This is a genomic window from Vibrio sp. St2 (genome assembly GCF_947311885.1).
Classification (GTDB): domain Bacteria; phylum Pseudomonadota; class Gammaproteobacteria; order Enterobacterales; family Vibrionaceae; genus Vibrio; species Vibrio coralliilyticus.
The window spans coordinates 1,050,023-1,075,587 of the sequence record NZ_CAMZNA010000001.1 but is presented as its reverse complement, the minus strand read 5'-3'; the positions used below and the strand labels follow the sequence as shown (position 1 = coordinate 1,075,587).

Below are 25,565 nucleotides of genomic sequence, written 5' to 3'. Positions count from 1 at the left end.
TTAAAATCTCTTACCTTTCTTAAGTACCCACCAAGGAGCCATACTTGATTCTTCATGACTTCTTCTGACAACCTCATTCACCATTGAAAAAGCGGTTATGAGCCGCATGAAAAATTGGTAAATCGGGTAAAGAGGGAGCCATTTCATCTCTTTGATATCTTCTTTTTTTCGCTCAGACACTAAGCCTACATACACAATGAAAATGATGAGTGACAATGTGAAATAAACGCAATACAGCATGAGTGTCAGTGCCAAAACGAAGGCAATGGGATAGCTGTAGGTTATGAACAAAGTGAAGAAAACAACCAAAAGTGGTAGTAGTACGTTCTGAATCACCCCATATGTGATGGTAAAGATGAAGTTTCCCCACCCTAGCAGAGAAGGGGACAAACCATCTTTGTGCTTGCGAAGAAAAAGGAACAACAAATCACCGTCCCAACGCAGCCTTTGCAATACTAAACCTTTTAAGGTGTCAGGTACGTCAGTATGGCCAATAGCATGTGTCGCGAAGGCGAGCTTGTTCGTTGGGTATCGGCGCTTATATTGTTTGAGGCGCATGGTTAAATCTAAATCTTCCGCGGTATGGGTGTCCCAACCGCCAACTTGCTTGAGAATACTCTTTCTGAAAGCACCGAAGGCACCTGAAATGTTGTTGAGCACTCCCCAGTTTGCCATGCCGGTTTTTCCTGCTTGCATCGAAAGCATGTACTCCAGAGACTGCATTTTAGTCAGGATATTCTGGCTGTGATTCCTCACTCGTAAGGCACCACCACTGGCGATCACATCAGCGGAAGAAAACTGTTTCATCATCGTGAAAACCATGTCGTTATCAAATGAAGTATCTCCGTCAACATTGATAACTATTTCACCTGAAGCAACTGATAAACCAGCATTCAATGTGGAGACCCTTCCTCCTCTTTGCCATTTTGGTACAACACGTACCTTTCGATTTTTTACATGGGCATGGCGTTTTACCCCGTTTACTGCGGCTTGATAAGTCGCTTGGTTTTGCACAGCGCCATCAACAACGGCAAGGATCTCAATTGAGCCCGGGTATATTTGCTCAACTAGTGTATCTATCGTAATACCTATAGCTTCGCCTTCGCCATAGCAGGTGATGACAAAGCTAATTGAAGGGAAGTGTTTTGGCTCTTCTACAGGAGTTTGGTAAGCCCAGCGAAAAATCCCCGTTAGAACAAGTAAATAAAGCGGTAGCTCAATAATGATCATCAGAGGGAAAAGCAAAAACCATAGCTCCTGATTGTTCAGAAGCATGCCTCTAAAGTAATCGAGTAGCGTCAGACTATCAGACAGCATAAACTTCTCTCAGAAGGTCATCTAACCAAGACTCAGGGCTACCATTTAACGTATTGTCAGGAAGGGGACGGGCGAAAACGTTCAGTTCGAAATCATCTTCTTCAATAAGTTGACTGAGTTCTGAAAGCTTGCCCTGCAATGCGGATAAGCTTGAGCGGTGGGTTTTTGGCATAAGTACCAAAAGCACATCTTGCTTGTATTGACAGCAAATGTCTGTATCTCGAAATAAACTGCTTAATCGGGTAGTAATTTGTTCTATCAGAGCAAAGAGCTTTGCATCGCCATATTGCTGCCCATAACGGTCTATGGAAGGTAAATATAGCGCTAGAAGTAGATGGTTCTCGCTGTGTCTCAATGCCACTTTATTAACCCAACTTAGCAAGTTAACGAAGTAGCCTGCTTCAACTCGACCTTTGATTGACAGCTCAGGAGCTTGGGTTGTTTTGCCATGTTGGTAAATGTATTCACCGGATTCACCCAGTTTGTATTGATAGATCTTTCTTTCGATAAGTTCGTGTACAGGAACTTTGGAGTCGCAGCTCATACACTGTGTTACGGTTGAGGCTTCAACAAATGTATTTGAGCAAGTGTTGCACTTCTGATTCTCTAAAGGACGATCATAATCAACGCCAATGTGGCGAAGTTGTGTGAGGCATTTTGGACATTCAAGTTTCCCTCGGCGAGCAAAACTTTGTTGAGCATCGACGTGTCCACAGGTGAAACAGTGCAACGAGCTTTGAGAGTCAATATCAATACTCTGGCAACTGGGACAAACATCAACATAATTCAAATGCCCACTGTTACATTGCGAGCAAATGCGAATTCGGTCGATTAGCGCTTCTTTTTCTATGATATTGCGGCTCTGCTCCGACAAAACATAGCGGTATGCAGAGTCTAGATCTGGATACAAGGCTTCAATAAGTGGATATTGATATATAGAGGGCTCACTGACATTTTTAATTGAGATAATTCGACGCTCGCGATTAACACCTAGCCAACCAATGACAGGGTCAAGAGCACTAATATCTGATACTGCTAAGAGTCGTTTTTGCGTATTACGCCACAATTCAAAAGAAGCATTTTCGTCAAACAGACCATCAGTTAAGCAAGTGCGTAAAGTGTGGTCTGTTTTAGTAAAAAGAGACCAGCTCCATCTCAGCTTTTGGTTGTAGAAAGATTTGAGAGCGTCCTCTTGAACATCACTATTTGCATAATCAACACAAGCTGCACCACCAAAGCCTTCAGGTAGCTCATTAATTGAAGGAATATGAATGACTAGATCAGTAAGGTGGTCTGAAGGAGGAGTGTCACTGATCCAGTAAAAGTCTTTTATTGATATCGGCATAGCTAGTCTCATTAGGTAACTATTCTGACAATCGTGCCACTAGAAATCGCAGACAAGTCTAGTGCGTACTATCGTAAGTCTAGTTGAACAATATTTGCGTGGTAGGTGTATACATACAGCGCAGAATCCAGGCTCCTTTCTTGGCCGAGCGAAGCCATGTTGTGCCTAAATTCCAGCGCGTTTATCCCTAACGAAACGTCTCCTAGTCTTTGATAGAATCTAGTCGGCGCTGATTAAACTATAGTTGCACGTCTCAAAAATAAGACTGAGATTTTTTAATTATTGAGTCATGAGATTTTAGATTTTTAGATGAATTTTTATATGGGATGCGTGTCTAATTAACATTTTAATGTATTGTTTTTATTAGATTATTTGGGATTGCTTTCTGGTGCGCCGATTTTCTATGGGCAATGAGTATTAGAAGGTAAAGGCTGGTGGTTAACCCTTCCAGCCTTGGAGTAATGTATATCTTCTATTCTAGTGAACCAGTTTCCACGCCATTTCCCAATACAATCCGACTCCCGGCTCATATTGATTGGCAGATTCTGACCACTGCTGACAATAGCCGCTGGCTTGACCATCCAGACATTGGTAAATGTTGCCATCTTTTTCCTGAAGTACCTGAGTGCCAGCTTGATAGCTTTCTAAGCTTTCAGGGAAGACGTAATCGTAGCGAGGTAAAGGGTTAGCGTTAGTCACTGAAAGTAACCAATGTTTATAGCTTTCAATGGCTTCTTCTTTCATGAAGATCAAGTGATCCCCGTCTAGCTGTAGTGCACCATCTCCGGAGCGATAGTCAGGTGCGGTTTCTAGATGCTCGCGTGTTTCAAGGACAGGTTCAATCAATGGAAGATTGCCCAACTCCACCAGTGCTTCACCTGTGTATGGTGGTACAAAGCTGTCTTTTAGGCCATATACCATGCCAATTGGAGTGACTTTATCCTCCAAATAACTAACGCCTTCGCCGATTTCAAATTCCGTCTGCATCATAGACCAGAAAAGTGAGGCTTCTGATCCGGTGGCAGATTCAGGTACGACTCCCTGCCAAGATACTGAGTTAGAGGTATAAGTAACGGAGTTGGTGAGGATACGGCTAAAGTTTGTGCCGGGGACTTGCAGGAAGCCGCCATTCAAACCTTGACCAGAGGTGGTTGAAAGGAATCCGTGTCCTAGAATCGTGCCGAGAGACGTTCCAAGGAAAGTTATCTTGGTCTTATCTAAGTCAGGCACACCATCGGGCGAAGGTAAGAAGTCCAGCTCTTGCAAAGATGTATTGATTGCATTGAGGAGAGTGTGCATATCTAGGTTGCTTTGCACAGCACCACCTGGCAGGCTGGCTGCATTTTCCGGGGTCATGATTGAGCCAACGTGCCCAGAATCATCCTCCGCTCTCGAGCCATGCCATACCCAGTCAATGGCGATAACAGCATGACCATCTTCAAGCGCCGGCGCGGCAGCGAAGCTGGCATCTGATTGGTTTCCATTGAGCCCGTGTGCGTAAATAACAACAGGGGTTGAGTGTGATAGTGCGTCTTTAGGGAACAAGATAGTAAAATCTAGCCAGACATCACGTGATTTATTTGTGATTCGGCCTGTTTGCTTGTCTCTGAAGTCTTGAGACTGCAAGCGTCCTTTAAGCGAATAAACCACTTCATTGCTGTCGTGCACATAGCCAGAGTTATCCCAATCAAACTCAACCTTTGGTGCTGACTGAAGCACTTGCTCCTTTAATGGTGCAAACTGCTTGGTTGCGTCATCCTTGGTAACAGTGGTGAAAACGGTCAGAGAAAGGATCTCCTCTCTTTCGATGCCTTTCGCTTCGAGATACTCAATGTAAGGTTCGTAGAAATTGGATAGCTCTGAACCATCTTGGCTCAGTGCTTGTTCCACCCCTTTGGAAGGATGAAAGTGCTCACCGCTTTCACTTTTTAGCTTGTTAGTGACCACCGCAATGTGTGTATTGCCATAGTTAAATCTTGCTCTTGGGTAGACTGAAAGTACGTGGCTATCGTCGTCTTTGACATCCGCTGGCTTGCTCGATAAAGGAGCAACAGGCACTTTTTGGTCGGCGCTGAAGTCGAAAACCTGAACGGTGTTACCACCATCTTCAGGCAAGCTGGATTCATCAAATGGTTGGGGAAATTCAAAAAGTACGGGAGCTGCCACTGAGAATCCGGTTTTACCATTGACAATATCTTCAGGGGTAAAGCTCTTCGGGAGTTCTTGAACAAAGATGTCGGAAAACACCGCATTCTTGATGTTAATACGAAGCCCTGTTTCTGATTGGCTATCCTCTTTTGTAAACGCCTGATTACTTGGCCATGGTAATCCGCATGAATCGCTCGCTAACGGGTTACAGTGATTGCTATCCACTGCACCCCATGCGCTGCCTGTCAAAAATGTCATGCCCAATACAAGCTTGTTTAATTTCATAGTTTTTCTTCTCGCCTTGTTGTTGTGAATTCTTCTTGTCAGCACGTCTTGTGCTATAGATAAAATTATCCATATGCACTTTGTTGCTTTGTCGAACTCTATGGCGAGAAGAAAATGAATGCTTGCCAATGATCATTAATAGTTATTAATTTTCATTTATTCATTCTCATCAATGATCATTAATATTCATATTAAATGTAGAGTTAATGCACTAACTTTTTGATGTAAATAGATAAAATATCTTTATAAAAGCTCAAATGTTACAGCGACTTTCGAGTTAGCCAGTAGGTGACAAGTTCGCTTTGAGGTGGATGAATTTCGTCGATGAGATATTTTTACCGGCCTACTTATGGTTTCTGCTAGGAAATAGCACAGTAACCTAACCGATGGGCGTCCAAAATTGATGCGTATTTGTGGAATTAAGCCCTACGCATGTTCAATTTTATCTTGTCAGTGATTGCTCACTTTCGACATAATAACTATTCGTACTATTTGAACCTTGAATGTATGTTTGATAGCGTAACTGATTGTTAAATATAAGATATTGGTGATTTGTTGCTGAGTTTTATAACAGTAGCGTTTCACTATCTAGGCTGTTTTACAGACGCGTTCACTGAGTGGGCTACTTCAGCTTGATGGACGCTTTTAAGGATCGATAGATGCGTTTTCCCTTAACTACATTAGCTGTATCTGTGGCGCTTATTGCCGGGTGCAGTTCTCAAGGAGTTCAGACTGTGGCTCAACCTTCTCAATTAGAACTCGCGGTTCAGCAAGTTCCGGCTCCTGTGGCCAAGAAAGAACCCTATGCGCTTAATAATCACGGTGAGCGCCGTATAGATAACTACTACTGGATGCGTGACGATGAGCGAAAAGATCCTGAGATCTTGGCGCATCTCGAAAAAGAAAATCAATACACGGATTCGGTGTTAAAGCACACTGAACAGCTACAGGAAAAACTATTCCAAGAGATCAAAGGGCGTATTGCAAAAGATGACAGTTCAGTTCCTGTAAGAGAAGGGAGCTATTTCTATTCGAACGAAGTCTCTGGCGACAATGAGTACCCTATCTACCAGCGCGCCAAAGATTTCTCAGGGACGGATAAGACCGTTATCTTAGACGTCAATGAGCTGGCGAAAGAGCACGAATTTTTCAGTACGGGTGGCTTGTACGTTAGCCCAAATGAGAATTTACTGGCGTACGGTGAAGATACCCTAAGCCGCCGAATTTACACGATTAGAGTCAAAGACCTTGCCACAGGCGAATACCTCAAAGATGAAGTCGAAGGGGCATCGAGCGGTGTGGCTTGGCAAAATGACAATCAAGCTTTTTACTACATCAAGAAAGATCCTCAAACCTTGTTGGGCTACCAGGTCTATCGTCATGTGCTTGGTACTCCACAAAGCAGTGATGAGCTGATTTACCAAGAAGATGACAGCGCGTATTACATGTCTTTAGGCAAGAGTAAAGACGGCGAACAAGTTTACATCTTCCACTCAAGTACAGAGACAAGTGGGGTGTCTGTCATTGACGCCAATGATCCTAAAGCCAAGGCTGAACCTTTCTACCCGAGAGAGGAAGGCATTGAGTACAGCATCGCTAAGCTGAACGACTGGTATTTTATCTACACCAACTATCAGGCTGTGAACTTCCGTTTAATGAAAGTGCATAAGGATCAGATGCATGACCGTTCGAAATGGCAGGATGTGATAGCCGCGGATGATAAAACTCAACTGGTCGATTTTACGCTGTTTGAAGACCATTTAGTTTATGAGCAGCGTAAAGACGGCTTAACCACGGTTAAGGTGCGTCAGCTTTCGACGGGCAAGGAGTTTCCATTAGCCTTTAACGACACCGCGTTTGCGGCTTACATGACTGGCAACCGAGAGCTCGATAACTCAAAGGTTCGTATTTACTACAGTAGCCTGACGACGCCGGGGACGTATTACGATTTCGACCTTGAGTCAGGTGAATCGGAAATCATGAAGCAAACGCCAGTACTTGGTGATTTTGATGCCGACAACTACCAATCTGAACGTATTATGATCACCGCTCGAGATGGGCAAAAAGTGCCGGTTTCGTTGGTTTATCGTAAGGATAAGTTCAAAAAAGACGGCACCAATCCTATCTACCAATACGGTTATGGTTCATATGGTCACACGATCGATCCTACTTTTGGTTCAGCGCGCTTGAGTCTCCTAGATCGCGGATTCGTCTATGCGATAGCGCATATCCGTGGATCTGAAATGCTGGGAAGACCTTGGTATGAAGATGGTAAAAAACTGACCAAACAAAATACATTCAATGACTTTATCGATGTGACCAAAGGCTTAACGGAAGCTGGTTATGGTGCAAAAGACAAAGTGTTTGCGGTCGGTGGATCGGCGGGTGGTTTGTTAATGGGAGCCGTTATAAATCAAGCGCCTGAGCTGTATCGAGGCATTGGTGCTCATGTCCCGTTTGTGGACGTAGTGACAACCATGTTGGATGAATCTATTCCCCTGACAACCAATGAATACGATGAATGGGGTAATCCGAATGACAAGCCATACTACGATTACATGCTGAGCTACTCGCCGTACGACAACGTCAAAGCACAGAATTATCCGAACATGTTAGTGACAACCGGTCTACATGATTCTCAAGTTCAGTATTTTGAGCCAATGAAGTGGGTGGCGAAATTGCGAGAACTGAAAACGGACGATCATGTGTTGCTGTTTAAAACAGACATGGAGGCGGGGCATGGTGGCGCATCTGGTCGCTTTAAGCGTTTACGAGAAGACGCACTTGAATACGCCTTTTTCTTAGATTTGCTCAACGAAGAGTAAAATTTAACCAAGTTATCGATATGCCCGCCTTGTGCGGGCATTTTTTATCGACGCAACAAAGTTAACAGAAATAGGGTATTGCAAATAACCTTCTCATATATAAATAGAAGTCGCTCTAGATAAACACTGAAGTACCCAGCCTGCTTTTTGTTGGAACTATTCACGGTTCTGATGTTTGGTTGATTTTCCCGATTGATTTGCGGAACAAAGATCACCACTCTACGTGCCGCCCAGAGTCGAGGTATCACTCTGGCTTATAGAACATAAAAACTAACAACGTAGAGCTTTATAATGAAAAAAATCATCACCTTGTTGTCTATCTCGGTGCCTTTGACCGCTGTTGCGGACAATGCACGCATAGATGCATTTATGACGGCGTTTCACGCCAATCCGCAAAAAGTCATGGATGCGTTACCAGAGAAAGAAGGAGACGAATATCAAACCATGAGCGCTGAAGAGCTTGAGCGCTTCAGAGATCAAATGCGTGAAACGGTTATGGAGAGAGCAGAGCCAGTCATTGCTCCTCGATTCTCAGCAAACCTGAACAACGATAACCCAGCGCGTTTGGTTGATGTGGGTAACGCACTGATTCGCAATCTGGTTGAATTGGATAGTGCGGCGCCAGATTCAAAGTATCTGGATGTTCAGCCTTGGTCTGATACTTACTGGCCTTTGTACTCCGGCGCAGCCGCGTGGCGTTATTCTGACCGTGAACTTTACGCGTCAGACTGGCAGGAATACTACGATTTTTCACATACCATCAAACCGTTGGATAGCTACTCAAGCGAGCAGCGCCACTTACTTTCTCCGGCAGAGAAGTATGACTTATTAGTCGGGGATAAAAACTTCACGTTGACTAAGCGTTCATGGGACTCGGGTAAAGGTTACTATGAATCTCAGGGTAAAGTAGAGCGTTGGATGGGACTTTGCCATGGCTGGGCTGCGGCGGCTTACATGCTTCCTCGTCCTGAAAAGTCGATTACAGTACCTGATGCCAATGGAGAGATGCTTAAGTTCTATCCGTCAGACGTTAAAGCTCTAGGCACACTGCTTTGGGCTGAAGCGCCGTTCAATACACGTTTTATTGGTGGTCGCTGTAATATTCAGAACCCTGAAAAAGACGAAAATGGTCGTGTTATCGAACCTGACTGTGTGGACAACAACCCAGCAAGTTGGCACTTATCTGTACTCAACCAGATCGGTATTACGGGTCGTAGTATGATTATGGATGCGACATATGATTACCAAGTCTGGAACCAGCCGATCCTTGGCTATCAGGTTAAGTACTTTAACCCAGAGACTAATCGTTCATCAGGCAATCCAGCCGATGTGACCATCGCGATGGCGGACTACAAAAAAGACAAGTTCACCCAGTATCGTGCATCACGTGCTGTCTCAGTTGTTGGTGTACAGATGGTTGTTGATTATATGGTAGAGACGAATCCAACTCATCGAAACTACGACAAGCCAAAGCTTGATGGTGTATCGCGAGTAACGTATTACTACGATTTGGAATTGGATGCGCAGGGCAATGTGATCGGAGGCGAGTGGTATCAGAATCGTCACCCTGATTTCCTTTGGACACCAACCCCTGAAGCGGTAGCGAAGTCTTACTACGATGGCAGTGGCGAATGGGATGTGACTCAGTCAGTTCCACAAAGCTGGCAAGATAGAGCGCCTAAAGCGTCTCGCTATACTCAACCTATGACTTCTGTTGTTTCAGCTTTGTTTAGTGCGGCTGCAGGCGATGAAAAACCAGCAGAGCAATGGAAACAAATTGCTACTCAAGGTAGCCAGTGTCTGGACGTCGAAGGAAGTTCTGCCACTCCGGGAGCTCGAGTATACGGCTGGAGTTGTCACAGCGGTGACAACCAACTTTGGCAACTAACGACTGAAGGTAAGATGATCAGCAAGGTAGCACCAGGTCTGTGTCTGGATCAGCAAGGGTCAAGCATCACTATGGAAACTTGTAGCCAGCGCCCGAATCAGACATGGCGAATGGAAAATGGCCAGCTTAAAAATAGCCTAGATAACGCGTTAAAATGGAATTCCAACAGTTGGTTGGTCCAAGCTGACGTCAATGGCAGTCAGTGGTCTTGGAAATAAATCACTAAAACAATAACAATGCTCTCCTTACTAAAGAGCCCGCGTGCGGGCTCTTTTTTGATCCGATTATTGCAGGCAACTGCCTTCAAATGACCAGTACCAGTAGTAACTGTAAGGATCTGCTCCCCAGTTAGTTTGGGTTGCGACAAAGCGGTTCCCGTAGGACTGCACCTCGGTGCCTTGTGGGTAATAGTAATAAGGTGACCATTCCTCTAAGTTGGCGCACAAGTCCTGTGGTTCTGGCGTCGGTTCTTCGAGATAGGCGCTAACGCCAACATAGGCATCTGAGGAGCTACGCGCACCTGTGACCATCACATAAACATCGGCATCACCTACACCGCTGAAACCACAGTATTCGTTGTTATCGCGGTTGGTGGAAGCACAATCATGATCCGACAGTGAAGCAGGGCGATTTATCGCGACATACATATCAACATTGCCATAGCCGTTATAGGTTTGTACCCAGATATCCTCAGCTGGTGCATTCTTCAACACAAAGTGCTGCTCGTCACTACCCGCTGATTCAATCGCACTTGGTGTATTGATTTGTAAGCTTACGATATCGGGGTTAGGTGTCGGCTCAGGATCTGGCTTCCCAGAAGCGCACTGTGTCACCTGAATACCCACCTGAGCGAATGCGTTGTTCACCGCGGAAGTGTCGTATCCCAGTTCGTGAGCCGCTTTACAAACACCTTCAGCGCCCTGTTGAAAATCAGAGTTTGGTCGCCAGTAAAGTTGGTTAGCGGTGGCATAGGCGATGAACGCTTTTTTGATGTCCCAGTTTGAGCTGGTCGCGAGATGGTAAAACGCCTTGTTGAACACACCGGAGCTGTGGTGGACGTCGATACCATTGTAATACTGGTTGATATGGTCAATGGAAACGCCGTCTTTGCTTGGCTGAATGAAGTAACGCATGGCATCAGAGTACTTCATGACATGTTCGCCCATTTTCCAGTTGAAGCTGCCATGAACGTACTGGCTGAGTGCCGCCGCCGCTACATCAGAGAAGGACTCATTCAGCCCGCCTGACATACCACGGTATTCCAGACCAGAGTTCTGCTCTGTAAAGCCGTGGCTGACTTCATGCGCAATTACATCCCACGTGGCCAGTGGATACATTGACTGGTTACCATCACCAAAGGTCATCTGGCGACCATCCCAGAATGCATTGCCATAGTTAGAGCCATAATGAACCCGCATGGTCAGTTTTTGCTGGATAGGCCGGGTGTTTAACCAATCCATGTACATATCGAAAACGCGTTGACCAAAATAGTGTGCGTCATTCATTGGAGCATAGGCCCCGTTCACGCTCCGGTAGTTGTTTACGTTACAGTCAAACTGATGAACTTGCCCGCCGTATTGCTGGTTGTTCATATTGAGTGTGATGACATTTGGGCTGTCCATTTGGCAATACTGGTTAACTTCAAATCCGCCGTATTGCGTTTTAGGACCGAAGTAGTAGCGACCACTTTTGCGGTTACCACCTGGTCCTTCAGCTTCAATAAAAGCAATCCCTTCCCACCGATCAAGCACGTCACCGGACTTAGCATCGACTAGAGTAATTGGCCTTGAAGGTCCCATACCATTCATCTGAATAAAGTCGACTTTGTAGACCAAACGAGCGATCTGTTGCTCATCTTGCCAGATCATTAGTTCAGCATTCGGGTCGCGAATCGCTTGAGAAGCAAAGCCTTGGCTATTGCCTTTTGCCAGCTCTATCGCTTGCTTTGCGTTGAGCATAGGTAAGGTAGAGCCAATATCGGCATCAATGCCTGTTAAGACTTTTCCGTCAACAGGTGTCACTGTACCTTGGGCGGAAACTTGAGCGACTAAAGACTGGCCGTAAACCGGGACACCATAGTGTAACTGTTGCTTGCGAAGCAGTGTCTGTGGGCCAGCTTTAACACGACTTGCGTCCTGATAAGCCAGCGGCTGATTAGGTGCTGAAAATGCCCGTGTTGTCGGCGGATTAAGGACTTGGGAAAGGTCAACTTGAGAGTAGTCAACAACGTTGGCAGCTTGAGAAGCGAAAGCCATTGGAAACAGCATAAGTAAATTAACGTTACGCATACTTCACCTTTGTAGTTATTTTTCAATTGATTGGGGCAAAAATTGCGTGTGTAGAGTAGTGATATGCTTCTGAAATCATAAGTGCAATTGGTTTTATATGATGCTTGGGTGCAAAACATTTAAGCGCCTCTCTAATAAATGAGATGCTGAGTCGAGAAATGATAATCCCTATTTTATGTTTGGCGCTTTTTGGTCGCGTCCATCCCAGACGTTAAATGTCAAAAAAGACAAAAAGTTAAAAATGATTGATTTATTTATGTCTTAAATTCAAAGTCTTAAATGTAAATTAAACATCCATTTTGTTTTGTGTTGATTCGTTAATTGTAGTTGTTGCAGCTTACTTACACACTAACCCCACTTTATACGGTTTAGAATGAATTGAGGGTGTGATGAAGAAGAGTGTTCTACTGACATTGGTCAGTGCAGTGGTAATGATACAGGGGTGTACACGTAACGTGATTAACCAGACCGAGCTAGCTCAGGTGAAGAAAGTCGCGGTTGTGATGTATTCCGTTCCGGAAACCATTGTACGTGATGTCAGAGATCCAGAGGATATTTCCGAGGACAAACAAGTCATGGCATTTGATGCGTTGTCCATGGCGAGCCAATTGTTGGATGGCTCGGCAAAGAAAGTCGTGAATATGATGGACTCAACTTCTCACGTTCAAAAACAGATCGACGGGCAAGAAGCCGCGGACATCTCTTTGGTTGCAATGCTCAGTGAGTTAAGTGATGAAACGGGCTGGCAATACCTCACGCCACAGCAAGTGGCAGATAACACAGAATATCAGCAGTTGAGCCTGAAGTTAGTTAGCTCTCAGCATATGACAATGGAGCGTTCAATTCGCCGACATGCGGCAGTGCCAGCGGGTTACGTTAATCTTGGCCTACCTCATGGTCACGCTGAAGTGATGAGTTATCAAGATCGAGAAGAGTTTAAGTTGTGGGCGAGTAAAGTCGCTCGAGCTTTGAATGTTGATTCCATTATTTTAGTGAGTGATACCGGATACGCAACGGATGCAAAAAGCCTTCTGATGGGCGGTGGTTGTTACACCAAATCAGCTATGCACTATGCCATGTATAACGTTAATGGCGAGCAAATTGTTGATACGCGAGTGAGCTTTTCTGAAGCGCCGATGATTGAGCAATCAGGGTGTGTTGATGGCAGTTTCTTTAAGTCAGACTACAAAGGCGCTCTGGTACAACATGGCCAAGAGCAAGGCCGGAAAATCGCGGAAAAACTGCGTTCATAAATTGTCAGAATAAATTTAGATTAATTTACTGTCCTGTAGACCGGCCTAAGTGTATTACTTAGGCCGTTTTTTTATTGTCAGAACGGGCCTACAAACTCATACAAACTGTGACTGTATTTCACGCTTCAGTACGCTGTATGATTTTCGGAACTTAATAATCTCAGGGTAGTCAGATGGCTACATATAAAAATCATTGGAAGTAAAGCATGGCTAAACGTTGGCTCTTGTCTGCTGCGAGCATCGCGCTGCTCGGCGGTGGCGCGTATTTTTATCTGCAATCCTCTGCTCAGCCAGAGGCGTTTCCTACTTTGGCAGTGGAAAAAGGCACCATTGAGAAGGAAGCCGTAGCGGTGGGTAAAATTGTCCCAGCGCATTCAGTCTCCATTAAGTCTCAGATCGACGGTATTGTTGGGGAGATTTATGCGCAGGTCGGAGAAAACATAAAGCAAGGACAGCCGCTGATAAAAGTTCGTCCCAACCCGACACCACAAGCGTTAACCGATGCCTCAACAGAGCTGATGAGCAGTGAAGCAACGTTGGAGTCGGCTAAGCAAAAGCTAGCGAACTTAGAGAGCTTAGTTAAGCAAGACATTATTCCAAGCAACTACGATGATTACGTTAGCGCGCGATCGGAAGTTAAATCAGCACAAGCTGCAGTGCTGCAAAAACGTCAAAACCTTGAGTTGATTCAAAGTGGTGAGGCATCCATCGGTGATGCTCGTCTAACTTCGACCATTTATGCGCCGATTGATGGCACAGTGTTGAACCGAAAAGTGGAAGTGGGCGAACCGATCATTTCAACTGAGTCGAGTCAGGCTGCGACAGAAATGATGTCTCTCGCAGACATGAACAGCCTTATTTTCAAAGGCAGCGTGAGTGAGCATGATGCTGCGCAATTAACACCGGGAATGCCAGTTCTACTGACGGTAGCACCATACCCTGATGTACAAATCGAAGGGGTCTTAACTAAGGTAGCGATTCAATCGGAGAACCTCAATTCACCAGAGGATACATCGACAGTAAAGAGCTTCGATAATGGCTTTGAAGTGGAAGTTGGGGAACTGAAAATTCCACAAGACGTTACATTACGTTCGGGATTCTCTTCTACAGCAAAGATCACGCTCAAAAAATCTGAAAATGTACTGACTTTGCCAGAGCGTGCACTGCAATTTGAAGGGGACACGCCAAATGTGCTGATCCCGGATAGTTCAGAGCAAGGTTTCCACAAGCAGAAGGTCAAGCTTGGTCTGTCAGACGGAATCAACGTTGAAGTATTAGAAGGCGTTGAGCTCGGTGAAGACATTATCGATAACAGTATGATGGGAGCCGCCCATGGCTAAACATCATCTCTCTTACTTTGGATGTGCATTGCTGGCTGCAACCTTGAGTTTCCCCAGCTATGCTATTTCGATTGAACAAGCTTGGAAGCAAGCGAAACAGAGTGATCCCGATTACGAAAAAGCCAAGATTGGCGTCCAGATCGGCGAAACAGGTGTTGCTTCCAGTCGTAGCTCGTTGTTGCCATCTTTAAGTGCGACTGCATCATCAAACTGGAATGAAGACAGTGATAACACCAATACCTATGGTGCGACGTTATCCCAAACAATATGGGACAGCAGTCTTTGGTCTGACTTAGATGAAGCACAAGCAAACTATCTGCGAACGGAGCTGGAGCTATCTCAGGCTCACAATGAATTAGCCCAGAAGCTATTGGCGACTTATCTTGATGTCGCTAGTGCACAAGGTGATCTTCTACTGGCAAAAAATAAGCTGGAAGAAGGTAGTAAGCTGCTGAAGATTATCGAAAAACGTTACAAGGCTGGTAAGGTCAAATCGATTGACGTTGAAGAAATTCGAGCCACTCTGGTGACCGATAAAGCGGGGATCCTCAGCGCGCAGGCTCAGCTAGAAGAAAAAAGAGCTGAGCTGGGGGCGCTCATCAACAAGATGCCTGAGCATGTTGACCAAATTCGAACCGATAACCTGATTCAGCCTCCGATGTTGGTTGAGTCCCAAGAACAATGGCTTAAGTTGGCGAAAGACAGTAGCCCAGAGCTGTTAGTCGCCGCACAAAAGGTCAAAGCCAGCGAGTTCGCACGCCAATCAGCCAAAGGCGGCTATTACCCAACGGTAAAGGGTAATCTTGGCTACAGCGACGATGACAAATATTCTGACGGAGAGTTTAATGCCGGGCTAACCTTGAGCGTGCCGATTGACCTCAACGGTGCGACGCGCGCTAAGGTGGACGAAGCGTCTCTGAATATATTGAGTGCTAAGCAGGACTTGCGCAGGGTTGAAATTGATATTCAGAAACGCATTGTCCAGCAGTATACTCAGGTCGACATCAATTGGAATCAGGTTCTGATGGCCAATGAGGTGGTTGCGTCTCGTGCTAAGGTTTTGAGCAGCAAGGAGAAACTCTACGATGCTGGACTTCTGGAAGCATCGGAAGTGATTGATGCTCATAACAACCTGTTCGATGCGAAGAACAGTTTGCAAAACAACCTTTATAACTACTGGCGTCAACGCGTTGGTTTGCTGCAAACGGCTGGCAAGCTCGACGATAATACGATGGCTCTCATTTCTCAGGCCTTTCATTCATGAGTAGCTTGCTTCAGCAAACCTGGCAGACTCTGATCGCGCATCGGATGAAAAGCATTCTGGCCATTATTGCGATCGCTTGGGGTGTTATCTCTGTGGTGGTGCTGATTGCACTTGGGGAAGGATTCTACCGTCATCAAAGCCAGTCTTTTTCATTTATGGTGAACAACGTGCAGGTGGTTTTCCCGTCTCAAACCAGTAAGCCTTGGCAAGGATTACCATCGCGTCGTGAAATCGATATTCCACAAGATAAAGTCGAGATGATTAAGCAGTCGGGCTTTGTTAAGGAAGTTGCGTCCGTGTATGCCAAGTGGGATGCCAGTGTCACGAATATCAAAGGACAAAATTTAGCTCGCGCCGTGAGTGGGATTGACCCTGCTTACTTTGCTCTTGCAGAGCGGAAACTTCAGACGGGCTCCCGCAATATTTCACCGAGTGACATTGCGAGCCACACTCGCGTTGCTGTGCTGGGCGATCAGATTGCCAAAATGGGTGGTATCGGGATTGGTGAGGAGGTCAAAGTTAATGGCATTCCTTTCTTGGTTATTGGTGTACTCAGCGACGAAGACACCGGTATTTCTTTTGGTGATAGCCGCAGAGTTTTCATCCCGCAAACCACCTATCGCGATCTATGGAACGATAAACCTTGGATGCTGTTGATGAAACCGATAGATGGTATGGACTCTGCCTCGTTCCGAGAGAGTATTGTTCGCTTTTACGCTAAGCAGCTCCACTTTGACCCAAGTGATAAGGATGCGGTGCGTTTGCCTGACTTTAGTGAGGGAGCGGCTGTGATCAGCGGCATTCTTCGCGGGATTCAAATATTTCTTGGAGCCAGCGGTGCAATGACAATGGCGGTGGGGGCACTTGGTGTGGCGAACATTATGTTCCTTTCGGTCACCGAACGAACCCGAGAAATCGGTGTGCGATTGGCGATAGGGGCAACACAGGTGTCAATACTGAGCCAGTTTATCATTGAGGGGCTAATACTGGTCGCCGTTGGAACGGCCATTGGTTTAATGATCTCGTTTGCATTGGTTGCACTACTGAGCACTGTTGCATTACCAGAGTGGATTGGTTCGCCAGTGATTACCCCTGACTCGATTGCGTTGTCATTACTGGTCACCGTGGTATTAGCGTTAATGGCGTCTTACTTCCCTGCAAGACGAGCTTCGAGACTGACGCCGGTGTTAGCGCTGAGTGCGAGGGCTTAAACAATGTTGCTACCAATGAGACAGATTTTTCAGGAAATGGCAGCAGAAAAGCTGAGGTTAGGCCTGACAATATTGGCAGTTGCTTGGGCTACCTTATGTATTGCGGCCATGTTAGCTGTGGGAGAGGGCATTCGCCAGGGAGTGCTGAAAACCGCGCAAAATGGCAATGGCAATTTGATCTACCTGACAGGTGGGATGGCAACCGTAGATTATGGTGTGTTCCATCAGGGCAAGCCGCTGACGCTCAAAGTCGATGATGCCGATGTCGTCAGCGCGCTGCCGGAAGTCAAAACTGTAGCGCCGACGGCACTATGGGATGAGCGCATCACGGTTGGCGATCGCGGTACATGGCGAGAGCCACTTGCAGTCACTACTGACTTTCGAGCTATGACCAACCTTGCTCCGCTTTCGGGTGGTCGCTGGCTCAATCCGCTTGATCAGAAAGAACAACGTAAAGTTGTTGTACTTGGCTACCTGTTAGCTGCTGACTTGTTTAACCCAGAAGATGACTTTAACTGGTTTGCGACTGTAACACTGAAAGTCAATCCGGTTGGGGAAAAGGTCAAAATCGGCAGTGAAGAGTTCACAGTGGTTGGAGTACTGGAAAAAAATAGTGCCGATATTGAGCAGGGTGATCCCATTAATTATTCCAGTTTTGTCCCGCTCTCCACGTGGCAGCGCTTCCATACTAGTGCTGATATAGCTGGTATTAATGTTCAACCAAAAAGTGGTGTTGATAGAGTCAAGTTGGCGGAAACCATTCGTCAGGTGATTGCGCGCAAGCATGGTGCCAGTGTTACTGATCAGCAGATTGTTCAAGTAGAAGACATGTTCTTAAAGCAAAAAAGCATGCAGCAGTTTCTGGTTGGCTTGCAGAGCTTTCTTGGCATCATTGGTTTTGTCACACTCGCGGTAGCGGGAGTCGGTATTGCCAATGTCATGTACGCTACCGTGAAACGTTCAACCCGAGATATTGGTGTGCGAATGGCTGTGGGCGCAACGCCGACGGCGATTCGGCTCCACTATCTGGTTCAGTCGCTCATGACGATGGTGATGGGTGGGGCTCTCGGGCTTGCAGTCACTTACGCATTGGTATCGGCGATTGGTTCTGTCAGTCTAGAAGGCAATGTTTTTTATGAACGCTTGGGCAAACCTGTCCCAGAGCTTTCTTGGATTGTGGTGGCAATTGTGATTGCGACTCTGGTTGTCATCGGCGTGGCATCAGCGTGGTTGCCAGCGAATCGCGCCGCTAAGGTGACACCTATGGAGGCGTTACAAAGTGAATGATGTGGTCAAAAAATCAGGAGTCACTATGTCAGATAATGCATTGGTTCAACTGACGAATCTTTGTAAGTATTACTCAAGCGGTGAAGTGGAAGTTCGGGCACTAGATGGCGTAGAACTGACGATTGAGCAGGGCGAATTTCTCTCTATCCTCGGCCCTTCAGGTTCGGGCAAATCTACTCTGATGAATATGCTCGGCTGCTTAGATAAACCAACCGATGGTGACTATTTGCTTGATGGGCAGAACGTGGCAGCCCTGAGTGCTAATGAACTAGCGGGAATACGAAACCAGAAAATCGGGTTTGTTTTTCAGAGCTTCAACCTGCTTGAATACGCAACGGCGCTTGATAATGTCGCGTTGCCTTTAGTGTACTCAGGTATCAAAGCTAAAGAGCGTCGCCAGCGCGCGGCCAAACTGCTTGAACAGGTTGGGCTGGGTGATCGTCTCGATCATAAACCGAATCAGTTATCCGGTGGCCAAAAGCAGCGTGTTGCGATTGCTCGAGCACTGGTTAACGATCCGCAGATTATTTTGGCAGATGAGCCGACCGGTGCTCTGGATTCCAAGTCTGGTGCTGAAATCGAAGCTTTGTTTAATCAGTTACATGCGGAAGGACGAACCTTGATTATCGTTACGCATGACAATGCGCTGGCTGAACGTACCAAACGCATTATTACGATTAAGGATGGCAAGGTCATATCAGACAGGCTACCCGTCTCAGAGGTCGCATAAAAAAGCGAGCCATACGGCTCGCTTTTTTAGTTCTCATGTGGTGGAGACAAGGTGTGATTAATGGCATGAGCCTGATGAGCACTGTGCCACTCCTCAAGCTTTTTGCGTGTTTCTTTTGACGATGGCTGATTGAGGCAGTGTTCAGTGACGCATTGGTACTGCTGAATCAGCTTGTCACTGGCCTCCACCGATTGTTCAGAAATGTTGGTTGTCGCTTGCTTCAAACGTTTGGTCTTCGCTTTGTCGAATACTGATGTCATGGCGCTCTCCTTAGCTGATTTTATATACGTTGACGCGATTCAAAGCGCAGTCAGGTAGGTAAAGGGTTTGATTGTGCGCATGGAGAAGGTAGGGCATCCATAGTTCACCTTTACTTGGATCAGCACCAAATCCACTAAAACTATCGATAAACTGGCCTTGCTGATCGAAGATTTTAATCGCGCGGTTGACCAAATCCGATACAAACAATTTACCCTCATCAAAATCGATGCTGGTCGGCAACAAGAAGTTGTCGTTGTCTGTGCCGTAACCTTGTTGGCCAAAGCTGCCTACGTATTTGTCATGACGGTCATAAATGACTACTCGGTTGTTGTTCTGATCCGTAATGTACTTTTGCCCATCAGGTGTAATAGTGATGTCGGTTGGGGTAAAGAAATCTTGGTCGCCATGGCCTTTTTGACCAAAGGTACTCACCAGGCCTGCAATCCCCTGAGCGTTTAATCGCCAGCGGCAAATACGGTTATTGCCAGAGTCGGCGACGTATATATCTCGGCTGATCGGATCCACCGCGATTCCTTGAGGTTTAAACAGTTGCCAGTCGGCGTGGCCTAAACCACCAAAGTAGCTGAAAGGCACCAATTCGCCGATGAATTCGTCGTATTGGTAAATGGTAATAATGCCGCTGATATAGTTACTCACAACCAACAAGGGTAGGTCAGGGTTAAGCTGACCAATTAACGGCGTGGCAGGTGTAAGCGAGCAGATACCCAAAGATCCAGGAAGAAGCGGTAAGCTACCCGGTCTTGCTGCATCTGGTTGGCTGCGCTCAGTAGCCTGAAGTTGATAGTTACCGGCATCCACTAACCAAAGCAATTGGTTTGGGTCATCGAATTTGTCGCCAAGGAAGATGCGCACCCAGGTTTGTTGCCATCTTTGCGTCCATTCAAGCTGCGTGCTCAATGTCATCGACACCCAAGATGGTGCATCGAGCTGATGTATTGAATTGAGCCATTTATCTTGCTGCTGGAAGTGTTGGTCCCACCATTCGCTGACCATAGGGTACTGGCTGGTGTATCCACCTTGAGTTGTTGGTGAGGTATCGCCGGCAACCGAAGTCACGAAGTGAAGCTGGCCTTTTCGATCCCGCTCATCACCTAACTGGTCTATTACTAAAGTCGCTGTTGGTAGTTCTGGTGATAAGTCGGACCAATCAACTTTATGAATTTGTAGTGAAGCGAGAATGGGCTCAGTGATCAGTAACACGTCCTGATGCATCTTAGTGACCTGAATAGGTGAGAAGAACCCACTTAAACTGCCTGAGAAGTGCCCGTCGATATCGTAGACCGATACAGAGTACTGCTTCGCGCCTGGAATGAGTATGCGGTTATCAATGATTGAAACATCACGAGCAAGATCGATGTCATCCAAGTAAGTTTTGCCGCTGGTAAACGGGACCGGGTTTCCATCCCAATCGCAGCGAACCACAGTGGCAAATCCGGTATTTGCAACATACAAGTGGCCATTGTTATCGCAGCTCAGACCCTGTGGCCACAGAAAATGCACCGCTTCTTGTGCATTAACGACATTAATATCCCTTAGCCAGTTTCCATTTTCGTCGAACACGACCAAACGGCTTTCGTTGTCGGGTCCTTCGTAAAACTCATCAGCGACACATAGTTTCCCTTCATAAAACGCTAGTCCATTTGGCCCCTCGAGGTGAACGGGTTCACCCGCACCGAAGCGGTGAATGGATCGAATGTTTAGTGCCTGGTTGTATTCAAGGATATGGATGCGTTTGTTGGCAATGTCACTGACATAAATCCATGGTTTTTCTGGGTGAGGAAGAAGGCGAAAAGGCATATTAAATTGTTGGCTGCCACTTCCTACCGAACCAAAACTGGCGAGTAACTTTTTCATTTTTCTATCAAACACCAACAAACGATTGTGGGCGGTGTCTGCCAGCCAGATGCGGCCGAAGCGATCGATGCAGTTGCCTACTGGTGTATTCAGAGAAACATTTCCTGCCGCTCGGCAGGGGAGATTGGGCAAGTGAGTGACCTGCTTGCCAATATAGGTGTGATACGCGATTCCCATAGTTCTAGCCTTTGACATTAATTATATGTAATCAAACACATAACTCTAGCAGTCAAAAATGACAGTTCCACATTGCTACTTATATAAACGAACGCTCAGGTATCTGGTGTGACGTTTTTGCAGGTAAGGTAAAATTATATTTTACGTGTTGCATATTCATTGCGGAATAAGTTGCTTTGTGACGCATGATTATGAACCTTCAGAGTGGGTATCTATAATTTAAGGCGTGACCACCAAAGACTTGTTAACAACAGGAGGGTGGTATGAAATGGATATCGATTTTTATCATCAGCTGGTTACTGGCGGTGTCATCGGCTGTGGCCAATGAAGTGTGGATTATTCCGCTTAAGGGAGCGATTGGCCCTGCGACCAGTGATTATGTGTCTCGCGAGATTGAACAAGCGCATCAGACGGGCACGGTCAAGCTGATCCTACTCAAAATGGACACCCCCGGTGGGCTGGACAGTGCGATGCGAGACATGATTCGCTCGATCACTACATCACACATTCCAGTCGCCACATGGGTTGGCCCTTCAGGCGCAAGAGCCGCCAGTGCTGGTACTTACATCTTATTTGCCAGTCATATCGCAGCGATGGCTGAAGCGACCAACCTTGGGGCCGCTACTCCCGTGAGTCTGGGAGGCGGTGCTCCGCCATCTACCACACCTGCTAATGAAGATGACTCAACTCAGGGAAGTGATGAGTCTGCACCTCAAAACTCAGAAAAAGTGCCTGCTAAAACGGCGATGGAAAAGAAAGTCATCAACGATGCGAAAGCTTACATCAAAGGTTTAGCTAGGCTACATGGTCGTAATGCCGAGTGGGCAGAAAAAGCCGTCAGTGAGGCTGCCAGTTTGGATGCGATGGAAGCGTTTGAATTAAACGTGATCGACTTTATTGCCTCTTCACCAGAACAGCTGATAGAAAAAGCCAATGGTCGCGAGGTGATGATTAACAGCGTTGCTACAGAGCTGGTGCTAAAAAACGTGGCTTGGGTCGAGCGAAAACCCGATTGGCGAGCGGAGATGCTTGCGGTGATTACCAACCCTAATGTTGCCTATATTCTGATGCTGATTGGAATCTATGGCTTACTGCTTGAGTTTTATAATCCAGGAATTGGCCTGCCCGGTGTGTTGGGTGGCATCTGTTTATTGCTGGCGATGTACGCCTTGCAAATGTTGCCCGTGAATTATGTCGGTTTAGCGTTATTACTGCTCGGTATCGCGTTGATGGTTGTGGAAGCATTTAACCCCAGCTTTGGAATTTTTGGCTTGGGTGGCATCACAGCATTTGTACTCGGGTCGATCTTTCTTCTTGATAGCGGTTTGCCCGCTTTCCAAATTGCGGTGCCTTTGATTCTCGGTATTGCGCTGTTTTCCGCGGTATTCATCATTCTTACTGTTGGTCTGCTACTTAAAGTGCGTCGTAAGCAGGTCACAACAGGGGTGGAAAATTACACAGGAAAAACGGCGGTGGTGTGTGAAGACTTTGCTGAAGGTGTTGGCAGGGTAAGAATGGACGGTGCGTTATGGCATGCAAAAGCGACAGATGAAGAAATACTAAGGCAGGGTGACAAAGTCGAAGTCATCCAAATTCAAGGGTTAAAGCTGACAGTGAGAGCGCAACAAGGCGCGAAAAACTAGGAGGCGTTTATGTGGATGTATACAGGTGGAGTGATCGCGCTATTGTTGATTGCAGTAGCGACTCAAATGTTCAAAGTACTGCGTGAATACGAGCGCGGTGTGGTGTTTTTCCTTGGCCGATTTCAAGAAGTAAAAGGGCCGGGGCTAATAATCTTGATTCCGTTTATACAACAAATGGTGCGTGTTGATCTTCGTACAGTGGTGTTAGATGTGCCGACTCAGGATCTGATCACACGGGATAATGTCTCTGTGCGTGTTAACGCCGTGGTCTATTTTCGGGTGATAGATCCGCAAATGGCGATCAACAATATTGAAAGCTATAGTGATGCGACCAGTCAGCTCTCCCAAACAACGTTGCGTTCTGTGCTGGGTCAACATGAGCTGGATGAACTGCTGTCGGAACGAGAACAACTGAACAAAGATCTACAGGCGATACTTGATCAGCAAACGGATGATTGGGGGATTAAAATCGCCACTGTTGAGGTGAAACATGTGGACCTCAATGACAGTATGGTCCGAGCTCTGGCTCGGCAAGCGGAAGCCGAACGTAATCGGCGAGCGAAAATTATCCATGCGACTGGTGAGCTAGAGGCCTCGAATAAACTCAGAGAAGCGGCAGAGATACTCAATCAAGCGCCCAATGCGTTGCAGCTTCGATATATGCAGACGCTAACGGAAATCTCGACTGATAAAACCTCAACTATTATTTTCCCAATGCCGATTAATTTGGTTGAAACCATGGCTGAGTTTGCCAAATCACAGCAGAAAAATAATGAGTAGAGATGAAATGTCTTTGCTTACTAAACAAAGTGAACCTTAATTTGGTCGCGTTTCAGTGTCACTTCTAGTTTTCCGTTTGGGATAACGGGGTATGCTGACTATTATGAGCCTGATTTATCAAAAGCCAAACCCCCAAGGAATCATGGGGATTTGGATTAGCACAAGCAGATGTTGAGGCTAGACTAGCGCCATACACCCCAGTCTCCGGTAGTGCCCGGCTCTTCACCACGAGTCCACCATTGTGCTGTCCATGAACGGCCGTTATGAGTCACCACATCACCTTGCTCATAAGTGCTGTCGGCAGACCACGCATTATCCGGTTGCGTTGGTGGTGGCGTATCACCTTTCACCAAGGACAATTGATAGCTGAAGTTTGCGGTTGGAGCATGAACTTGATTTGCATGGATGTTCGAAGAGTCATACATATAGTGGTTCATTTCGGCATGCCAGATGCCAATAAACCAAGCCCCCGCTGTCAGGCTGTTAAATTGCCCAGCCAACTCAGCAGACCAAATTTCTTCACTGGTATTGTTAGCTGTGATCGCCAATGAGATATCGTGCTGTTCGCTGCCGTTCTGATCAAAGGTACGGAAACGAATGGTATCACCAGATTCCACTGGCCCAAATCCTTGCGGGACATAGTAACCAAGTACAGAGAGGTTATTGCCCGGGTCGGTTGGGTCCGTCGGGTCGGTAGGCGTGCTGCCATCCCCATTGAAGGTAATGTCACTACAGTTATAGAAACCTTCACCAGCTGGGTCTTCACGTTGCCAGCGGGTATAGAGAACCGCTTCGCCTGTTCTGTCAGAGGGCAATGTTATTTTGATGCGGTACTTTTTATCCGAACCGACTGCGACGTTACCCGCAGTATCCACCAGATCCAAGTCGGACCAAGTTAAAGGCTGGCTGCTATCGTATTCCGGCTTGCTCAAGTAAAACTGCCAATAAGACGGGTTGTGCGGAGCGGTGGCGTTAAATACCAATTCGAATTGGTTGTTGGCATCTAGCGACAGTGCCGTTTTCTGCCAATGTGGGGAAGCGACATCTAGCCCTGCTTTTGCACTGTCACCAGCGCTACACAGTGTGCCATCTCGGACAATGGCATGTACGTGTGCCATATCTCGATAGTTAGCCACATTAGCTGCCACTTCATTACGTTGAACAAAAGGGTAGGCACCGGACTGATCAAAGGCTGCCTGACAAGCAGCATTCGGAATCTGATCGTCCCAGAACCCCCCATCTAAGTAGCAAGTATTCTGACGAGCACTTGGATATTCGACCCAGCCATGAGCATGGACATTGACTGATGTGAGGGCCGTTAGGCCGGCTAGGGTAGCAAAACTGACATTCAAATAAGATTTCATAATCTTTCCTTATAATGGTTATCGATCATCCGAAAGCACCTACGACGTGCAGACAGCGATCTCAACCTAGCAAGAATTTTATAAAATATTTATTTAAGTGATTAATAAGTCGTCGTTTTGATGTCAATTTGCCACATTGTCCGCATGGAAAAGTAATGCGCTGTTGGCCGCTGATTTTCCCTTCGAGTCACTTCAAATAAATTTGATTACCAATATTTACTCAGATTCATACCTAAGCATTAAGTTGAGATTTAGCAATAAAAATAGTTCATATGATTGTTTTA

17 protein-coding genes are annotated in these 25,565 nt (G+C 46.3%); 10 read left to right on the top strand and 7 right to left on the bottom strand.

Going from position 1 to position 25,565, the window contains the following annotated elements:
• The 3 genes from QMA41_RS05045 to QMA41_RS05035 form a co-directional block, all read right to left on the bottom strand.
• Positions 1–1,317: a glycosyltransferase gene (locus QMA41_RS05045; RefSeq protein ID WP_281629031.1), complete on the bottom strand. Its 1,317-nt coding sequence runs from the start codon at positions 1,315–1,317 to the stop codon at positions 1–3.
• Positions 1,307–2,662 (bottom strand): diguanylate cyclase, encoded by a 1,356-nt coding sequence (locus tag QMA41_RS05040; protein ID WP_281629030.1) that lies wholly within the window; start codon positions 2,660–2,662, stop codon positions 1,307–1,309. The genes QMA41_RS05045 and QMA41_RS05040 overlap by 11 nt, the downstream gene beginning before the upstream one ends.
• A 477-nt stretch (positions 2,663–3,139) precedes the next feature.
• Positions 3,140–5,095, bottom strand: coding sequence for a chitin-binding protein (locus QMA41_RS05035; protein WP_281629029.1), 1,956 nt, complete (start codon positions 5,093–5,095; stop codon positions 3,140–3,142).
• Positions 5,096–5,754: 659 nt separating this feature from the next.
• On the opposite strand from QMA41_RS05035, the gene QMA41_RS05030 reads away from it, so the two are divergent.
• Together QMA41_RS05030 and QMA41_RS05025 are read left to right on the top strand one after the other, a co-directional pair.
• The gene (locus tag QMA41_RS05030) at positions 5,755–7,920 is read left to right on the top strand and encodes a S9 family peptidase (RefSeq protein ID WP_281629028.1); all 2,166 of its coding nucleotides are present in this window, start codon (positions 5,755–5,757) and stop codon (positions 7,918–7,920) included.
• 291 nt (positions 7,921–8,211) lie between these two features.
• Positions 8,212–10,026: a ricin-type beta-trefoil lectin domain protein gene (locus QMA41_RS05025; RefSeq protein WP_281629027.1), complete on the top strand. Its 1,815-nt coding sequence runs from the start codon at positions 8,212–8,214 to the stop codon at positions 10,024–10,026.
• Between the two features lie 66 nt (positions 10,027–10,092).
• On the opposite strand, the gene QMA41_RS05020 is transcribed toward QMA41_RS05025, so the two are convergent.
• Positions 10,093–12,096, bottom strand: coding sequence for a M4 family metallopeptidase (locus QMA41_RS05020; RefSeq protein ID WP_281629026.1), 2,004 nt, complete (start codon positions 12,094–12,096; stop codon positions 10,093–10,095).
• Between the two features lie 389 nt (positions 12,097–12,485).
• On the opposite strand from QMA41_RS05020, the gene QMA41_RS05015 reads away from it, so the two are divergent.
• The 6 genes from QMA41_RS05015 (at position 12,486) to QMA41_RS04990 (ending at position 19,181) form a co-directional block, all read left to right on the top strand.
• The gene (locus QMA41_RS05015; protein ID WP_281629025.1) at positions 12,486–13,349 is read left to right on the top strand and encodes a hypothetical protein; all 864 of its coding nucleotides are present in this window, start codon (positions 12,486–12,488) and stop codon (positions 13,347–13,349) included.
• Positions 13,350–13,555: 206 nt separating this feature from the next.
• On the top strand, positions 13,556–14,689 hold the full coding sequence (locus QMA41_RS05010) for an efflux RND transporter periplasmic adaptor subunit (RefSeq protein ID WP_019276694.1): 1,134 nt from the start codon (positions 13,556–13,558) through the stop codon (positions 14,687–14,689).
• Entirely contained in the window at positions 14,682–15,953 is a 1,272-nt protein-coding gene (locus QMA41_RS05005; protein WP_281629024.1) for a TolC family protein, read from the top strand. The genes QMA41_RS05010 and QMA41_RS05005 overlap by 8 nt, the downstream gene beginning before the upstream one ends.
• Complete coding sequence (locus QMA41_RS05000; protein WP_045985340.1) at positions 15,950–17,164, top strand: ABC transporter permease; 1,215 nt, start codon at positions 15,950–15,952, stop codon at positions 17,162–17,164. Before QMA41_RS05005 ends, QMA41_RS05000 begins: the two co-directional genes overlap by 4 nt.
• A 3-nt stretch (positions 17,165–17,167) precedes the next feature.
• On the top strand, positions 17,168–18,451 hold the full coding sequence (locus tag QMA41_RS04995) for an ABC transporter permease (protein ID WP_281629023.1): 1,284 nt from the start codon (positions 17,168–17,170) through the stop codon (positions 18,449–18,451).
• Positions 18,452–18,476: 25 nt separating this feature from the next.
• Positions 18,477–19,181, top strand: a complete 705-nt coding sequence (locus QMA41_RS04990) for an ABC transporter ATP-binding protein (protein WP_029236211.1) — start codon at positions 18,477–18,479, stop codon at positions 19,179–19,181.
• A gap of 26 nt (positions 19,182–19,207) precedes the next feature.
• Here QMA41_RS04990 and QMA41_RS04985 read toward each other — a convergent pair whose 3' ends face one another.
• Together QMA41_RS04985 and QMA41_RS04980 are read right to left on the bottom strand one after the other, a co-directional pair.
• Positions 19,208–19,441: a hypothetical protein gene (locus tag QMA41_RS04985; RefSeq protein WP_043007439.1), complete on the bottom strand. Its 234-nt coding sequence runs from the start codon at positions 19,439–19,441 to the stop codon at positions 19,208–19,210.
• A 10-nt stretch (positions 19,442–19,451) separates the two neighbouring features.
• Positions 19,452–21,494 (bottom strand): hypothetical protein, encoded by a 2,043-nt coding sequence (locus tag QMA41_RS04980; protein ID WP_281629022.1) that lies wholly within the window; start codon positions 21,492–21,494, stop codon positions 19,452–19,454.
• Between the two features lie 263 nt (positions 21,495–21,757).
• Here QMA41_RS04980 and QMA41_RS04975 point away from each other — a divergent pair, with 263 nt between their 5' ends.
• Positions 21,758–23,137: a nodulation protein NfeD gene (locus tag QMA41_RS04975; protein ID WP_281629021.1), complete on the top strand. Its 1,380-nt coding sequence runs from the start codon at positions 21,758–21,760 to the stop codon at positions 23,135–23,137.
• Positions 23,138–23,146: 9 nt separating this feature from the next.
• Positions 23,147–23,917 (top strand): slipin family protein, encoded by a 771-nt coding sequence (locus tag QMA41_RS04970; RefSeq protein ID WP_019276687.1) that lies wholly within the window; start codon positions 23,147–23,149, stop codon positions 23,915–23,917.
• A gap of 182 nt (positions 23,918–24,099) precedes the next feature.
• On the opposite strand, the gene QMA41_RS04965 is transcribed toward QMA41_RS04970, so the two are convergent.
• On the bottom strand, positions 24,100–25,281 hold the full coding sequence (locus tag QMA41_RS04965) for a lytic polysaccharide monooxygenase (RefSeq protein ID WP_095560604.1): 1,182 nt from the start codon (positions 25,279–25,281) through the stop codon (positions 24,100–24,102).
• Positions 25,282–25,565 lie beyond the last annotated feature (284 nt).